This is a genomic window from Neptunomonas sp. CHC150 (assembly GCF_030397555.1).
In the GTDB taxonomy this organism is placed as follows: Bacteria; Pseudomonadota; Gammaproteobacteria; order Pseudomonadales; family Balneatricaceae; genus Neptunomonas; species Neptunomonas phycophila.
Genome location: NZ_JAPNXU010000005.1, coordinates 374,998 through 392,669 on the forward strand (window position 1 = coordinate 374,998; position 17,672 = coordinate 392,669).

Below are 17,672 nucleotides of genomic sequence, written 5' to 3' on the forward strand. Positions count from 1 at the left end.
AAACGTCCTGGGGTAGCGAGTCCGTCACCCTAGGCCTCGCACATGCTGCAACACATCTTCGTCTTGGTAAGGCTTATTTACAACGGCCGACGCCCCTTGGAGCTTAGCCCAAACATGATCCGCCTCTTGGTTTTTACCCGAAACAATAACGACGGGGATTCCTCGTGTTGCCTCATGACGTGTTATCTGACGGCATGCGGCAAACCCATCGACTTCAGGCATCACAATGTCCATAAAAATCAAATCGGGGTGGTAAGATATGGCTTTTTCAAACCCCTGCTTACCATTATCGGCCATCACAACTTCCGCATCCACTTGCTTCAAAACATCGCGAATACGAGCTTGCTGAAGAGGATCATCCTCAACCACAAGAATTTTTTTCACACTCATTTAATCACCTGTAAAAAGAAAACCGATTTAATTTGTACGCGCTTGGCTCGCCGCACGCTCAGGCCTATATTCAGTAATCCACTTGGAAACCCGGCGAATAACCTTTTGGAACTCATCTGGCACAATAGGCTTGGTAAGATAAGTAGAACACCCCGCCATAATCCCCTTTACCTCATCCAGCGGTGAAGTTTTGGAAGACAGCATAATAATAGGCGTTTTTTTGATATGTGCTTTTTGGCGTAATTGGGTACAGGTTTCAAAACCATCAATACCCGGCATCATGATATCCAAAAAGATCAGATCAAAATGCTGTTGATCCGTTACCGATAATGCAGACGCCCCATCTTCGGCAAAGCTAATCTGCATCGCCATGGGTAACGCCATCAATTGATCAGCCAAGGCTTGTCGCATAGGTGCGCTGTCATCCACCACAAGCACACGTAAAGCGTTATCGTCCGGTTCCGTTTCCTGTGTACGACTCTCGTCAGACAAGGCTGCTTTTTTGTTCTCAGATACATCAGCAGCTAGAGGGGCATCAGAGTCTGTCAAAGGAACAGAATCTATCGTCCGATCAACAATGCCATCAAGAACGCGGATCACACGCGAAGATATTAACGGATAACCGATATGAGGGAGGCTCACTTCTTTAGGCTTTTGTCGGGAAACTACCACTAAGCGTCGGCGATAATCAGCAGGCAACGCGCTAACGCTCGGTTCGGACAGCGCCTCTTCGCCAAAGACGAGCAAAACGTCAGGCAAAGCTGTTTCATCAAACGCGACTAACTCGTAATCGCGCCGCCGTGACAATCGTAATATTTTTTCAACTTTCGAACGCTGCTGTTCTGGGAACCCAAATGACCCCACCTGCATAGCAATTCCTTAATACACCTAAACATCTTTAATGAATTGCAGCCGCTTTTACGAAGCAAGCGGCCAACACGTACTACATAATAGGTCATCAATTGGGAGTGCGCTAACCAACAATCAATAAAGATGGACCCATTAAAAACAACCTTTCATAGCAATTTTAAGGCCATTAGTGTTCAGTGTACATTAATGAACGTAAATAAGATTCATTACCATTAAAGAAGCGACCGCACGCCTAATCTGCTCAGTTATTCTCTCTCAGCAAGCACGAATAAGGATTCAAAACGCCCCTGCCGAAGTCGCACCAAAATGGAGCGAAGAGCCAAAATAGCGCATCCCTTAAGGCAAAACAAGGAGTTCGATAATTGTCGCAATAGGCAAAGGGTAAGATAATGAGATGAAAGAAATGTGACAGGCCTGCAGAAATCAGGCCTATCGAATCAAGCGCCGTCTTCGCGATCAAGACGACCTATATTTAAGACAGGAGCTGCATCAATATGATCAGCATCCAAAAGAGCCGCTATTCGCTCTAAAGAAGCAATGGCCATGGACTGTTCCCAATCGTGCATGTCATCAAATTGCTGGGTAAAGCGGTCTTGCTGTGTTGTCGGTGCGCTTTTTAGCAGCTCCAAGCCTGAGTCCGTTAGCTGAACCCACATCTTACGCTTATCCTCTTTCCCGCGCTCTCGCAGTATTAACTGCTTCTTTTCAAGCCTATCAAGAATACTGGTTACCGTTGCCTGAGCCACATTCAAATGGCGCGCTAAATCGCCCGTTGTCATAGGCGATCTTTCACGCAACGTTTGCAGCACCATCAACTGTGGCAAGGTTAACCCTGTCGAACGGCTGATATTTTTTTCTTGAATTTCAGTAGCGCGGATGATTTGACGCAAAATCATTAACGCTTGCAGGCTCTTTTCCATAGATATTCAAAGCTTACTATATATTAGGACGCGAAATTATACGCGATATTCTTCTTAGATAGCTACATTTTTATTTATACCTTTCAGATAAATTTAGAAAAGCAAACATTAAATCAAACAAAAAAGCCCACAAAAACAGATTTGATATCTATTTCCAGGTGTGTTTTATAATAAAAGTACTTTGATAATCTAAATATTACACATTTGAAACTATATGACTAAAACATCAACGTGTTCGATTACATTTCGCAAGCCAACAGCATGTGATGGTTTAGCGCTTAATGCGCTTATTGAGCGTTGCCCGCCGTTAGATACAAATTCTGCTTATTGCAACTTGTTGCAAGCTAGCCACTTTGCAGATACGGCCATTATCGCCGTCGATAAAAACAACGCCCTCGTCGGCTCAATAACAGGCTATATGCTGCCAAACAAACCGGACACGCTATTCGTCTGGCAGGTAGCGTTAGCGCCAGAAGCCCGCGGTCAGGGGTTAGCCTTATCCATGCTGTCTCACTTATTCGACCGTTGCGAGCAGGCCAAGAATATTGAAACAAGCATCTCACCAAATAATCACGCCTCACAAAAACTATTCACACGTTTTTTTGAGCAGCGAGGTTTTTGTGTTGAGCAAACCACACTATTTGATGAAACGCTGCATTTTGCGGGTCGGCATGAAACAGAGGTGCTATATCGCGCCACATTGCCAGATGTCGCAACACGCTAACCATCAGCACAACTTGCAGCCCAATTCTTTCACTTTCAAAGGAACGAATCATGACAACATTTACCAACTATGAATCAGAAGTTCGCGGCTATTGCCGCTCATTTCCTGTTACATTTGATCATGCCAAAGGCGCTACTCTTTACAGCGAAGGCCGTGAATATATTGACTTTCTAGCGGGTGCCGGCTCTCTAAATTACGGCCATAACAACCCCGTTATGAAACAGACCTTATTAAACTATATTGAAGCAGACGGCATTACACACGGCCTAGATATGCACTCTGTTGCCAAAGAAGAGTTCATTCGCCTCTTTCAAGAAAAGATTCTACAACCGCGTAAACTCAATGATTATGTTATGCAGTTTACGGGGCCTACTGGCGCCAATGCCGTTGAAGCAGCGCTCAAGTTAGCTCGTAAAGTAAAAGGCCGTGAAAACATCATCGCCTTTACCAATGGTTTCCACGGTGTAACCGCAGGCGCTCTTAGCTGTACAGCGAACCAACACCATCGTGGCGCAGCAGGGCATAGCTTAAACCACGTCGATCGCATGCCCTTTGATGGCTATTTAGGCACAAACACCAATACGCTGACTTACGTGGACAAGATGTTATCTGATCCAAGCAGCGGCATTGATAAACCCGCCGCCGTGATTCTTGAAACCATTCAGGGTGAGGGCGGATTAAACACGGCATCTGATGAGTGGCTAAAAGGGCTTCGTAAGTTGTGCGATAAGCACGATTTGCTGATGATTGTTGATGATATTCAAGCCGGCTGTGGTCGCAGTGGTGACTTCTTTAGTTTTGAAAGCGCAGGCATTCAGCCGGATATCATCACATTATCCAAATCATTAAGTGGATATGGCCTACCCCTTGCCGTGACTGTATTTCGCAAGTCTATCGATGAATGGAAACCCGGCGAGCATAACGGTACTTTCCGAGGTAACAACCATGCTTTTGTGACCGCATCAGCCGCCATCGAAACCTATTGGAGCGACGACAGCTTTAGCAAGGAAGTAAAAGCCAAAGCCGACTTGCTTAAAAATCGTCTGCAACAAATTGCCCGCCGCTATGGGCCTGAATCTCTTACCGTCAGAGGACGTGGAATGATGACGGGCATCGTTTGCCCTAACGAAGAGATCGCCAGCAAGATAGTCGCTCATGCATTTGAACAAAATCTCATTATTGAAACCTGCGGCAACCATGACCAAGTCGTTAAGTGTTTTTGCCCTCTGACAATCAGCGAAGAGCAACTCCTAGAAGGACTCTCCCGCTTAGACAATGCCTTTGCCCTAACAATGGCTGACTATCAGGAAGCACAACAAGCCTCATAAGCGGGCTGTTTGTCCAATTAACACTGATATTCACCCAGAGGAGACACTAATGATTGTTCGCACACTAGAAAACGCAGAAAACAGCGACCGCCGCATTACCGCTGATAATTGGGAAAGCACACGCATGATCCTTAAAGAGGATAACATGGGCTTTTCTTTCCATATAACGACTATTTATGCCAACACAGAAACACATATCTGGTACCAAAACCATCTTGAATCTGTTTACTGTATGTCCGGCGAAGGCGAAATAGAAACCATTGCCGACGGGAAGGTCTACCCCATTAAACCGGGGACTTTATACGTGTTAGACAAGCATGATGAGCACCTTCTACGCGGTACCACTGAAATGAAAATGGCCTGCGTATTCAATCCTCCGCTCAACGGAAAAGAAACGCATGATGAGAACGGTGTGTACCCGTTAGATGCCAGCAGCCTGGGCGCTTAACTTGATTGAGGTCTTTCAAAAAACACCATGACAAACCCAACCGTAGAAAAGATAGGCGGCACTTCAATGAGCCGCTTTAACGAAATTAAGCACAATATTTTTTTGCGCTCGCAGCCTGATCAATCTCTCTATAATCGTGTCTTTGTGGTATCGGCCTATGCCGGTATCACAAACCTGCTGCTCGAACATAAAAAAACGGGTGATGCCGGCGTCTATAGCAGCTTTGCAGAAGCCGAAAATGAACACGCATGGCGTAAACATTTATCAAACGTACGCACAGCGATGCTCGCAATTAACACGGAAATGTTCACCGATGAGCTATCGCTACAGCAAGCCAATCACTTTATCTTAGAGCGGCTAAATGATGCAGAGCTGTGCATGGAAAACCTGCAAAAACTCTGCGCCCACGGGCACTTCCAAGTAAAAAGCCAGCTCATACGCGTGCGTGAAATGCTAGCCTCCTTAGGAGAAGCTCACAGCGCCTTTAATACCGTGTTAATGCTTAAAGCACAGAAAGTGAATGCCAGAATGATCGATTTAAGCGGTTGGAACGAGCCCGAGCCTCTGCCCTTTGACGCCATGATCGAAAAACACCTGAGCCGTGCACAGCCAGACAATGAGCTACTTATCGTCACAGGATACACGCACTGCGAAGAAGGTTTGATGCAAACGTTTGATCGTGGCTACAGTGAGATGACTTTCGCTAAAATAGCAACCCACCTCCATGCCCGCGAAGCGATTATCCACAAAGAGTACCACCTAAGCAGCGCGGATCCTGGTGTGGTTGGTGCTGACTGTGTGCTACCGATCGGTCGAACCAATTATGACGTGGCCGATCAACTCTCTAACTTAGGCATGGAAGCGATTCACCCCAAAGCTGCCCGAGGTTTACGCCGACAGCAGATCCCCCTGCGTATCAAGAATGCCTTTGAACCCGAGCATACCGGCACGTTAATCACTCAAGATTATAAAAACACACGCCCGTGTGTCGAAATCATAGCGGGGCGCAAAGACGTCGTGGGGATCGAAGTATTTGATCAAGAGATGCTAGGCACACCAGAGTACGATATTGAGATCTCGCGTTTACTCAACCAGCTCAAACTCTACACAATCAACAAAGATGCCGACGCCAACACCATCACGTATTACGTGACCGGAAATCGGAAAATGATTAACCGTGCCGTCCGCTTGATTGAAGAGCAATACCCATTAGCAGTCGTTGACCTGCATAATATCTCCGTAGTGTCGGCCATTGGCTCAGATATGAAAGTACGCGGTATCTTAGCCAAAACAGTTGCTGCGCTGTCTAACGCCAGCATCAATATCATGGCCTTACACCAATCGGTACGGCAAGTAGAAATTCAATGCATCGTAGCGGAAGAAGATTATGACGCCGCTATTAAAGCATTGCATGCTCAACTCATCGAAGAAGAGAACCACGGCACTGTCATACGCGCCGCTTAATGCCACTCCTCCCAGAGCCCAATGTGGGCTCTATTTCCCCGCCCGCTACTTTTATTCTGCTAATTCTCAGCTATCTTTATTTTTAGAGATTACACTTTTCCCTGAGCATTAAGCCGCATTTGGTGTAATGACAACCCAAATAATGAGGACATAGATGACGACACCTACTACCCAGCCTAGCAGGCCGCATCTAATGCTTCATGAAAGGCCGAAACCGGTTTGGCCTATTATGATGGTCGGCTTCGACCCCGACCTGTGTACTCATATCGCACACCTCTTCTCTGACTATGCTATTTCTGGCCATGTCATCAAGGTAATGCCATGTCACACGCCTGAAAAAGCACTTCAGCAACTCTTAGAGCGCCGCTACGCGCTGGTTATCATTAATGCCGGTTTACTGGACTTAAATGATCCAGACAACTTAGTGCGCGTCATGCGAGAAGACTTCCAGCAACATCACACGCGCTATATTGTAGTGGATAGTGAACCAGGCGAAACACCTATGGCTGAATGGCTGCTGGAAATGCATATTCAGGACTATAGACACCTTCAACACATCAACGACAATGATTGGCTAATGATCGTCACCCAAGCCTGTCAAAATTATCAGTTGAGTATGGCGAACAACCGGCAAGAACGAGGACTGGAAAAGGTCATCAGTGCCACAACCGACTTGCTCAATAAAACATCGTTGCGCCACTTTGCAGAAGGTATTTTGGACCAGCTATCCGCTAGTTTAGGGCTAGATGAAGATGGGTTAATTTGTGTTCAGCGCCGCGTCAGAACCCCGAACTCGCCCTGCAGTCCGCTTTACATAACTGCAGCTACTGGCCAGCATGCCTCTTTAATAGGTGAGCCACTCAGCCAGCTCGCCGCTCTTGATATACAATCCGCTTTTGAAACCTGTATTGAACAGCAAGGCCCGATATTCGATACCCACTACACGGCACTGTACTACAACAACAGCCACTGGGAAGGGGCTATCTATATAGATTGTGAGTGCTGCCCTAGCGATGATTATCAACAACTATTGGAAATTTTTGCTAGCAACATTTCACAATCTAATGAGCTAATTAGCAAAGTTAACAAGCTGAGTTTTATTGCTTATCACGACACATTAACAAAAGTACCTAACCGAACACGGTTCTTGCTAGAACTGGATCAACGCGCCAAAACCCAAGACGTAAATACAGTGATAGCGCTGATTGATTTATCTCACTTTGCCGACCTTAATGAGGGATTAGGCGTAGAAACAGGTAATAGGCTGCTAATCAACGTGACGGAGCGTCTGCAAAATTACCTTGGCGATACATGCTACATAGCGCGCATTGGAGCCGATGTTTTTGGTCTGATAGGGCAACAACAAGATCTGAATCCCGACAGCATTCGAGCCACACTCTCTACACCATTTGACGTCGGAGAACTCAGTTATTCGATGCGATACAATGTTGGCTTATGCCGCTTGCTCGCAGGGGAAATGACCGGTTTGACCTTGTTAAAACGCAGCTACATCGCACTGGCTCGGGCAAAACGTAATAGCGCGCGTAATTACGAGTTCTTCTTAGAAGAAATGGAATTTGATAACCGTTGGCGTACTGACATTATCAACCAGCTCAAAAATGATTTTTATGAAGGCCACTTATCATTGTGGTACCAGCCTCAAATTAATCTAAAAACAGGAGCTGTCTGCGGCATAGAAGCCCTTGTACGCTGGCCAGATTCCGCTGGAGGCTTTATTCAGCCCCCTTCAATCTTTATACCCTTGGCTGAATATTCAGGACTCATCATCGACATTGGCGATTGGATATTAGAAGAGGCGTGCAGAACATTTGACAAACTGAAGCGACAACAACATACGCTTCAAAGCGTATGCGTGAATATAGGTATTCCACAGTTTAAACAGTTTAACCTCATCAAGATCATTCAACGGCTAACGCAAGAATACAAGTTGCCGGCCGGCACTCTCGTTATTGAAGTCACTGAACAACTCGCTATGCATGACCCGCAACTAGTTATCGAAAACCTGCACACGCTGCAAAAGCTTGGTGTGCACGCCGCTATTGATGACTTTGGCACCGGTTACTCATCATTAAACACACTCCGGCATCTTGCTATCGACCGTCTAAAAATTGATACGCAATTTATACATGAAATTTCCCACTCAAATGCTGAACACGCCCGGCCGCCGTTTGCTGAAACATTAATATCATTAGGGCAAAAGCTAGGGTTAAAATTAGTAGCAGAAGGTGTAGAAACGCAAGCGCAAGCCAACACGCTTCGTCAGATAGGCTGCCATCAAGCACAAGGGTTCTTTTTTGCTAAACCAATGCCATTTGACGAGTTGCTAGACTGGCTCAACGACAACCCATCATTGTCATTTTAAGCATAGGTGATATAAGAATCCGCTGATAAGATTAAGGCTTCTATTCGCTATTTTGGAAGCCTCACATGGAAGTCGACCTCCTTACCCTGCTCATTTTATCAGGGGTTGCTTTGTTAGCCGGTATCGTAGATTCCATTGCGGGCGGCGGCGGACTCATCACTATTCCCGCACTACTGGCCACAGGCATGCCTCCAACAATGGCGCTAGGCACTAACAAACTACAAAGTAGCTTTGGTGCGTTAGCCGCTACCCTTTATTTTGTGAAACGCGGGCTAATCGACCTCGCCTCGATGCGCCTAGCCATTGTTTGCACCTTTGCAGGGGGTGTATTAGGGACAATTTTAGTGCAACAGCTTGACCCTAGTTTTCTCAGTAAGCTGCTTCCTCTATTACTGGCCGGTTTTGCTCTCTATTTTCTGTTCTCACCACGCATAAGCGATCAAGATAGCCATCAGCGCATCAGCTCCTTGAGTTTTGCATTAGTGATAGGTACGACCGTGGGCTTTTATGATGGCTTTTTTGGCCCTGGAACCGGCTCTTTCTTCGCTATCGCCTTCGTTTCTTTGTTAGGGTTCGGTATGGCGAAAGCAACCGCTCATACCAAGCTACTAAACTTAACATCCAACCTCGCTTCTCTCTTGTTTTTTGCCATTGGCGGCCAGATTGTCTGGAGTATTGGTTTTAGCATGGCCGTGGGCCAATATATCGGAGGCAGAATAGGTTCAGGATTAGTGGTTAGTAAAGGCGTTAAGCTTATTCGACCTTTACTGGTGTGTATCTCAATCGTGATGTGTATCCGCCTACTATGGCAAGATCACCCTCAATGGTTCAGCTGGATCACTGGCTAATGGTCAATTGGATCATATCGCGATTACCTTGCTCATCAACCACACTAATTTGATGCAGTCCCACGCTAGAAAATTGATAGGATAACGCACGCTCGCTGCTCCCAACGTAACGACCGTCCACATACCAATCGCGCGCTCCGCTCCCGCCCTGAGCCATTAAATCAGCGCGTAACTCCCCTCCATGCGGTGGTATTTTAACAAGAGCCTTATCCGGCCATGTCGTGATGCGTATCGTTTTTTGTTCGGCGGCAAACAGTGCACACTCGGGGGCTAAGGAAGGCAGTCGCTGCTGGTTTCGCCAAAACGTCGGTAGCCAGGGCTCTGCCGCCTCTGGCCAGAGCGCAATTTCCCTCGTTAGTAAAGGTGATCGTTTAGCGCACGAGGGATCGACCCGCAGCCCAGAGACAGGATCCACCCAAATTTGAGTAATAAGGCGCTGTGTCGTTAGATCAGGTAGCTCATGCAATGTCGGAGGAACAACGCCCTCTAACACCCATGCCGCATGATGACGTAAGCATTGACCATTCTGATTCTCTGGGCGCGTTAGCGCCGTGCCTGACGGCCAGCAAATCTCTTCTTTTGTAACCCCACTAGGCTTTATGAGACGCCGTTCGCCATCAGACAAGGCACTGTGTACGCGGAACAACAAAGGAGCGGCAGTGTCACGACCAAACTTACCGGGGCTAGGGCTACCATCGGGCCGTCCAACCCATACTCCTATTGTCCATCGAGGTGAGACGCCCATCGCCCAGGCTTCTCGGTAACCGTAACTCGTTCCCGTTTTCCAAGCGAGATTCCATTGTCCCTGTGTTTTTTGATGCATACTACGATACGGGTGCTGAGCGAGCGCATCCCAAATAATCCAGGCGCTGCCCGTTGATAATAACCGGCGCTCCTGCTGAGATTGCTCTGGGCGCAAACGCGGCTTAATTGCCAACCCTTGGCGGGCAAACGCACTGTATAAACCCACCATTTGCTCCATCTTGACACCCACCCCACCCAGTATCACTGATGGATTAGGATCAGCGCTACCCGGACCAAAGCTTTTCAAGCCACCGTGTTGTAAACGTGTCAAAAAGCGCCCGGCTTCTATAAATTCTATTAACTGAACAGCCGGCACATTCAACGAGCGTTGCAGGGCTTCGGTCGCCGTGACAGGGCCGTTAAATTGACCTGTAAAGTTGTGAGGTCGGTATTGGCTTTTCGATCGAGGCGCATCAAGTAACAACGAATGCGAATGGATTAACCCCTCATCAATAGCCATACCATAGAGAAAGGGTTTGAGCGTAGACCCCGGCGAACGAACCGCTTGTATCATATCTACTTGCCCATGACGTGTCGCCGACCAAAAATCGCCAGAGCCGATATAGCTTTTAACAGAGCCGTCTCTGTTATCCATTACCATAACCGCCACGGATTGCTCCGGTGACAGCTGATAAAGATACTGATCAACCAGCGCCTCAAGCTGCAATTGCAGCCCGTAATCAATAGTGGAGTGGATAACATTACACGACGTACATTGCTGATAAAGGCGACGACTCAAGATTGGTGCAACCTTGGGTACCCCTTCTGCAAAAACAAGCAACGGTTCAGCTTGCGCCTCTGCCACCCGGCTTTGGCTCCACACACCGAGCACCGCCATACGAGCCAATGCTTTATTGCGTGCTTTTAAAGCCGCCTGCGGATGCCGATCAGGGCGATAGTCGCTGGGTCTTTGCGGTAAAACAGCAAGTAAAGCGGCTTCGGCATCACTCAATTGGTTGGCCTGCTTGCCAAAATAAAAAAAACTGGCTGCTTGCACTCCGGACAACATGCCACCAAAGGGCGCTAAGTTAAGGTACAAGTCGATAATTTCGGGTTTGCTGTAGTGCCACTCCAACTGAAAAGCACGCAGCACTTGCACCAACTTTCCTCGATAACTACGGTCGTGTGGATGCAACAAACGAGCGACTTGCATCGTTAAGGTGGAGCCACCTGAGACAATGCCCGACGATTGTGCATTTTGCCAAAAAGCACGTACTAAAGAGAATGGGTTCACACCAGGGTGCCAATAGAACCATCGATCCTCGTAGGTAAGCAGAACCTCTAAATAATGAGGCGATATATCGTCAATACCAACAGGGTAACGCCACTGATCTCCATCACCGGGAAAGGCACGCAGAGGAGTACCATCATCAGCCAACACAAGAGTGCTCACTTGTGGCAACGGTGCTAACGGGTATCGCCAATCTAGATACTTAAGCAGCAAACACCCGAGAACGACCAACCCGATGCTAAGAACGGTTAGGCGTAACCGCCAGCACCATCCTTCTTTTTTCGGCGTTCCTACCATGTATTACGGAACCTGTACCGTTACCTTACCGGCCTGCCCACCAATGTGGCGATAATCAGGCTTATACATATCTTGCGCAAACGTCGGCGGAATAATAAACGTCCCCGGCGATACTGCGCGAGCTAGGTAGTATAGTTTTGATTCACGACTCCAGTTAATATTTACCGCTGCTACATATCGATCATCTCTAAACTCTTGATGACGAATATCCTGCTGTTGCATCAGTTCAACAATTGACTGGCCTCCAATCTTTAAATCTTCCATATCCAAAGAAGTAGCAAGGTTTTGGTTTTCCAGCTCAAGCCCTGCAGGCAACAAGTCAACAATCAAGGCATGCGGCATTGGATCATCCGTCTTCGCCGTTAACTCAACAATCACCATATCACCCGTTGCAAGGTGAAGCGGCTGTAGTGCGTTTCCATTAGCATCAAAGTACCGGCGTTGGACCCGTATCCCGTTGCTTTGGGCTTTAGGGTTATTCTTAGGGTAGCCACGTAACTGAACATCGACATAAACAGGCCTATCGCCGGCATTAATCAATGTTAGATCGCCAACCGCCGAGGTTCCTGAGCGCTGCTCCCGCCAATCACCTTCAGACTGAATAGCGGACGTACCCGCCCCTTGCAATAAAGTGAGCGCTAGCGGTTCGCCACCCATTATTTGCAGTTGGCGTCCGGCTAAGAAGAGCGCATTTTGTTCTTGGGTGCTCAACCATCGGCGTTTCGTTAGCTGCTCTTTTAAACGATAAAGCAGCGGCTCCCAAAACTCAGCCGGTTGATGGTGCTCAATACTCATAAAAACAGCCAACGCTAAATCTCGCACACGACTGCCATAATCAGAATATCGCCAAGTAGAAGATAATAAGCGTTCAGAGGCGCTTGCTAGCGCGGCCTGGGCCCGTGTGCTATCACCGGCAGTATCTAGCGCCATTCCTAGCTGCAGTAGCCCAAGACCATTCCATTTATCCCCTCGCTGATCATATATCGTTCGTAGATCAGACAACGATGCCTGCCCTAAATCAGCTAACACCAGCGCTGCGTACGAACGCACAGCAAAGCGAGTGACCGAATCATCATGAGTATACTCGCTGCTGATCCGCCGCGGATCTCGTACATAGCTTTGTAGGCGCTTCACACTGCGCTCCACATTATGAGCCGGCACGTCATACCCTGCCTGTTGCGCGCGTAACAAGAAATCGGTGACATACACAGTGAGCCAATATTCTTCTGGGCTATCCGCTCCCCATAGCCCAAACCCACCACTACTATTTTGCATTCCCATCAGCCGTTGTATAGCGACTCTCATCGTCTCTTCACGGTGTTCGTTGCTCTCTCCCGTTAAACCCAGTTCAAGCAGTAACGCAGGGTCTGTATAAATTTGAGCAAACATTCCACTGGTGGTTTGCTCCAAACAACCATAGGGATAAGCTTTTAAGGCGCGTAAATAAGATGCAAGGTTCAGCGGTGGGCGTGATGAGGCGCTCATGGCTAACGTAGCACTGCTTGGAATCAAAGTATTAAGTGTTGTTTTAGAGAGCACGAGCGACTTTTCAGGTGCAAGACGCTTTTGCCATTGCTCGGTAATGGAGGGCCATGCAGGACGAGAACTCAGTGTCCATTGGCGTGTAAATGAGTGATCGCTGCCTTGCGGTAGATTAGTCAATCCTGTTACCTGAAGAACAATCGGGGTGCGACCAAAAACCTCCGTCGCTTTAACCGGAATTCTTAGCGTCGTCTTTTCTTGATCCGCGAGCGTGATAGCCTTTGTGAGTGGCGCTGCGCCTTCGCTAGACTCTAAGCCTTCACCTAACGTAACTTCTATCGCCATTTGCTGCTCGCTGCCACTTAAATTATGCAAATCTAAAGCAAGCTCAGACTGATCACCTATCGCAAGAAAACGCGGCATCGATAACTGTGTTACTACCGGTGCGGCTACCTGCAGTTCGGCCTCTGCCGAACCAACGTGGTTTTCGCCAAACGCAACGGCCATTAATCGAACCCGACCATTAAAATCAGGCATGTTTAGCGGTATCTCGGCGTTACCTTGCTCATCTACAGGAATAACACCCGAAAACAAAGAGACTATTTGCACATCGGAAGGTGCTTCCGTTCCACCTCGTTGGAGATCAGCATCACCACCAAAGCGCAACTCAGCCAACGCACCTTCATCTCCATCGACTAACTCACCATAACTATCACGCACTTGTGGTGAGTAAGCCCGCTGACCAAATAACCCGTCAAAAGGATCCGGCGTTTTAAACCGTGTGATATTGAGCACCCCCATATCAACAGCAGACAATGTCATCTGCACAGCAGAGGGTAATTTGCCACTCGAGGTCGATACCTTCACTGGAATAGTGAGCTGTTTCTCGGGCAGCGCTCGCTCAGGCAGCTCTAGGCTAACCGTTAAACGACGATCCTCTCTGTCTAGCGGTAGAGGCTGTATACCCATCATCCTGCGCGGTAAATGTTCCTCACGTTCCTGACCTGCTTGCAGCAAGGTGACAGAAATATACAAATCATGCTGTTTCCACTCAGGGCTCATCGTGAACTCAACTGCCCCTCCATCCGCGGGTATATCAATCGGTTGTGAATGAAGCGGCTTATCGCCTTCCACTATTAACCAACCTTTACCTGCTGCTGGCGGTTGCAAACGCACTTTGACCTTATCGCCTGGCATATATTTTTGCTTATCCAGTGACATACCTATTCGATCAGGCCTACCCGATAAGGTTTGTGACTGCTCACTCCAGCCAGCATTAAAACGGTAGTTCGATACCAAGTTGGTGCTAGGGTCTTTAATTTCTAAACGATAATAGCCCCACTCGACTGGTACCGATATAGAGGTACTTGAATCGGCATTAATATCAACAATTTGGGAAAAAACGGGATAGTGGCGCTCTGTATAATTGCTGCTCCAGCCATCAGAATCGGAATAAACCCAATGGTACTGACGATGCTCACGAATCAGCTGGACTGTTACGTCTTGGCGTGCGAATTTATCCACACCGTTCGTCACTACTAGCTCAAAATTAGCTGTACTGCCGTAATCTACCGTACCCTGCTCAAACAATGGTCGGATGCCTATTAATTCATCGGCCGGCATGACTGTGCTGGTTACACTGCGACTAACTGGCCGGCCTCCTGTATCCAGCAAACTCTCAAACAGCTTTAAGCGCAGCGGGACTTTAGCCTCTTGCCAAAACGAAGGAACACTAACCGTCGCCTTACCCTCTCCATTTAATACAAGCGGATCAAGATCAACTTGTCGATCCAATTCGGTTTGCTGTATATCCCCAAAATGGAATGCCTCAAAGGCTCTAAATGGGTGAGGTTCCATTGACGCTATCAGCTTACTCTGCAACTTATTACCAGTAGCCGGAGCCCCATAAAGGTATTGTCCATCAACCTCTAACTTATATTGGCTGTCGAGTGATAATTGTTCCGGGGCTTTTAAATCAAGCGTCATCCTTTCAGGCAAAAAATCTTCAACTTGTATCGGGTACTCAACAACTCGACTATCAGGCAACGTCATGGTGATTCGCCATTGCCCAGTCGGTGCATCATTTGTAATCGGAAAAGTCACTTCATAATAATTAAGTGCTGACGCAGCTAGCCGCCTAGTAGCGACAATCCGGCCATCCGGTTGCTGCAATGAAGCTTCTAATGTAGCGCCATTAACCATGTCGCCGTCAGCTCCTCGAAGCAATCCACTGACGGTTACACTTTCACCAGGCCGGTATAAATCACGACTACTATAAAGAAACAATGTTTGTTGATGAGAGGCGTGCCCTGTAACTGGAAACTCAGACAAGTCCAATGCAGGCCCAAAAAGCTTAACCAAAGTCGTGTCTTTACCCGACTGCGCTAACAATAGCTTAGGTTCCGTTTTCAATGCAGACCGCTCAAAGCTTACAACGCCCTCTTTATTAGTCACCTGATCGGCCAGCGCACCACCTTCAGCATCAAGCAAGGCAACGTGAACGCCTTCTTTTTCATCGGCAGAGGCCAGTGAATTAACATGTACATCGATCTGATCTTTAAAGATTTTTAACTGAACCCCCAAATCAGTTACTGCAAACCAAGTGGATGGGTATTGGTAGTCGTAACTTCCTGCAGGCTTCATCACAGTAAGATACACCCCTCGCTTTTGAAGGGGTGCTATTGATTTAACAGGGATATAGCGCGTGGCTTGTTGGTTTTCTAACACTTTAAGATCAAAACGCCCTGTGTACACCAAATCAAATTGCTTTAGGGAATCACGCACACGCCAAAAATCTAATTGACCACGCCCACTATTTTCACTCAAAAAATCGTACAATTTACTCTCAGGTATACGATAAAAATCAAGATCCACCTGACTAACATTAACGGTAAGGACGGGTAAGCCTTTGGTTAATTGATGAGCTAATAAGTTACCTTGATTTAAAAAACCGACCATCGGCTCTAAGGTATCGGTTGTAAAAGAGACGGTCTTATCTGACTCCAGCGATTTACCAAAAGCAGAGGGAAGGCCTTTACGCACAGTGATGTGATAGGTTTCATTAGGAGATAAGCCCGGGAAATATAGGACGGTGCGGGTATCATTAGCGGCCCACTCTCCGCTCAGTGATTCCTGATCATCGGTGGTGACACTTAGCCAATCATTAAACAACTGATCGGAGGGCAAAGGGGTACTAAACGTGACTGCCGCGGCAAGCCGGCCTTGATAGGTTTGTGCACTTACATCAGAAACCACAAAATCAGACTGCTTATATAAAGAATCAGCGGGGTCATCTGACTCTTCATTGGTACTTGTAACCTGATTACTGCCCGCGGCTTGATCATTGACAGCTAAACTCGTGCCTGTACTCTTTGGTAAAGCCTCAGCAGTAACCTGTGGCTCTTCTGATACCACACTAGTGGATGACGACGTCTCATCACCTGAACCATTACAAGCGATCAAAAAGATACTAACGAAACTAATTAGTAGAAAAGCTGTTAACTTCCTTGCGTGGCCTAGCATTAATCACTCCCTGAAAAAGTAGTCTATACAACGAGCGCTAGTATGAAGCGACATAGACCTCTTTCCAAGGAGCAGGTGCTTTTTTATGCCATGATATGGTGCCCTGCATCGACATAAATAAGACTTCCTGTCTGCGCTTTCGCCCAATCACTGATTAAGAAAGCAACCATATGGCCTACATCATCCGGTGTCGCTAATTGGTGTAAGGGGGAATGTTGTATTGCCGCATCCATCAGCAGCGTAAATTCAGCCAATCCAGACGCCGCTCGAGTAGGCATAGGTCCGGGTGAAATGGAGTGTACTCGAATTTTAGATTCACCCAGCTCAGCGGCTAAGTACCTAACTGATGACTCTAAAGCGGCTTTAATTGGTCCCATCATATCGTAATGAGCAACCACTTTATCCGCCCCGTAATAGCTCATAGTTATTAAAGTTCCGCCTCTTTCTTTCATGAGCCGCTCGGCCTGTTTTGCCGAACGTATGAATGAGTGGCATGAGATATCTACCGCCTTACTGAATCCATCCCCTGATGTATCAACTAACCGACCTTGTAGCTCTGCAAGTGGTGACCACGCGATAGAATGAATAACAAAATCTATTGTGCCCCATTCTTTTTCTGCCGCTTCAAAAACCGCCTCCAATTCGCCCGGATTAGATACATCGCACGGCAAAAACAAAGCAGGGGACAGCACATCAGCTAACGGTTGAACATAAGGTTTAGACTTCTCATTAAGGTAGGTAATACATAACTGCGCACCCAGCTCATGAAGCACTTTTGCACAGCCGAAGGCAATGGAGTGACGGTTAGCAATGCCTAATATGATGCCGCGCTTACCCGCTATTGAAAAGCTCATACCTGCCTCCTAATTTATATTGCTGCAGTGCAGTATAAACCTGAATTTATGACAAGCAGTAGACACAAAACAAATAAAACATCATTAAAAAACAATAACCATAAAAA

12 protein-coding genes are annotated in these 17,672 nt (G+C 47.3%); 6 read left to right on the top strand and 6 right to left on the bottom strand.

Annotated features, from left to right (window positions below):
• Positions 1-24: 24 nt before the first annotated feature.
• From OW491_RS06135 to OW491_RS06145, 3 genes are all read right to left on the bottom strand, one after another.
• The gene (locus tag OW491_RS06135) at positions 25-390 is read right to left on the bottom strand and encodes a response regulator (RefSeq protein ID WP_083610047.1); all 366 of its coding nucleotides are present in this window, start codon (positions 388-390) and stop codon (positions 25-27) included.
• Positions 391-417: 27 nt separating this feature from the next.
• Complete coding sequence (locus OW491_RS06140) at positions 418-1,260, bottom strand: response regulator (RefSeq protein WP_290035138.1); 843 nt, start codon at positions 1,258-1,260, stop codon at positions 418-420.
• 437 nt (positions 1,261-1,697) lie between these two features.
• Entirely contained in the window at positions 1,698-2,180 is a 483-nt protein-coding gene (locus tag OW491_RS06145; protein WP_075173348.1) for a MarR family transcriptional regulator, read from the bottom strand.
• A 214-nt stretch (positions 2,181-2,394) separates the two neighbouring features.
• On the opposite strand from OW491_RS06145, the gene ectA reads away from it, so the two are divergent.
• The 6 genes from ectA (at position 2,395) to OW491_RS06175 (ending at position 9,375) form a co-directional block, all read left to right on the top strand.
• Complete coding sequence (ectA, locus tag OW491_RS06150; protein ID WP_290035139.1) at positions 2,395-2,904, top strand: diaminobutyrate acetyltransferase; 510 nt, start codon at positions 2,395-2,397, stop codon at positions 2,902-2,904.
• A 50-nt stretch (positions 2,905-2,954) separates the two neighbouring features.
• A complete protein-coding gene (ectB, locus tag OW491_RS06155; RefSeq protein WP_290035140.1) occupies positions 2,955-4,232 on the top strand; it encodes a diaminobutyrate--2-oxoglutarate transaminase in 1,278 nt (425 codons plus the stop codon).
• Positions 4,233-4,281: 49 nt separating this feature from the next.
• Entirely contained in the window at positions 4,282-4,680 is a 399-nt protein-coding gene (locus OW491_RS06160) for an ectoine synthase (protein ID WP_075179500.1), read from the top strand.
• Between the two features lie 27 nt (positions 4,681-4,707).
• Complete coding sequence (locus OW491_RS06165) at positions 4,708-6,144, top strand: aspartate kinase (RefSeq protein ID WP_290035141.1); 1,437 nt, start codon at positions 4,708-4,710, stop codon at positions 6,142-6,144.
• 154 nt (positions 6,145-6,298) lie between these two features.
• Complete coding sequence (locus OW491_RS06170; protein ID WP_290035142.1) at positions 6,299-8,527, top strand: EAL domain-containing protein; 2,229 nt, start codon at positions 6,299-6,301, stop codon at positions 8,525-8,527.
• 65 nt (positions 8,528-8,592) lie between these two features.
• On the top strand, positions 8,593-9,375 hold the full coding sequence (locus tag OW491_RS06175) for a TSUP family transporter (RefSeq protein WP_075173354.1): 783 nt from the start codon (positions 8,593-8,595) through the stop codon (positions 9,373-9,375).
• Here OW491_RS06175 and pbpC read toward each other — a convergent pair.
• The 3 genes from pbpC to fabI all read right to left on the bottom strand — a co-directional run bounded on the left by pbpC (position 9,365) and on the right by fabI (position 17,565).
• Complete coding sequence (gene pbpC, locus OW491_RS06180; protein ID WP_290035144.1) at positions 9,365-11,707, bottom strand: penicillin-binding protein 1C; 2,343 nt, start codon at positions 11,705-11,707, stop codon at positions 9,365-9,367. The genes OW491_RS06175 and pbpC overlap by 11 nt on opposite strands.
• A 3-nt stretch (positions 11,708-11,710) precedes the next feature.
• Positions 11,711-16,711 carry an alpha-2-macroglobulin gene (locus OW491_RS06185; RefSeq protein ID WP_290035146.1) on the bottom strand — a complete coding sequence of 1,667 codons (5,001 nt, stop codon included), beginning with the start codon at positions 16,709-16,711 and terminating at the stop codon, positions 11,711-11,713.
• Positions 16,712-16,794: 83 nt separating this feature from the next.
• Positions 16,795-17,565: an enoyl-ACP reductase FabI gene (gene fabI / locus OW491_RS06190; RefSeq protein WP_290035147.1), complete on the bottom strand. Its 771-nt coding sequence runs from the start codon at positions 17,563-17,565 to the stop codon at positions 16,795-16,797.
• Positions 17,566-17,672: the final 107 nt, after the last annotated feature.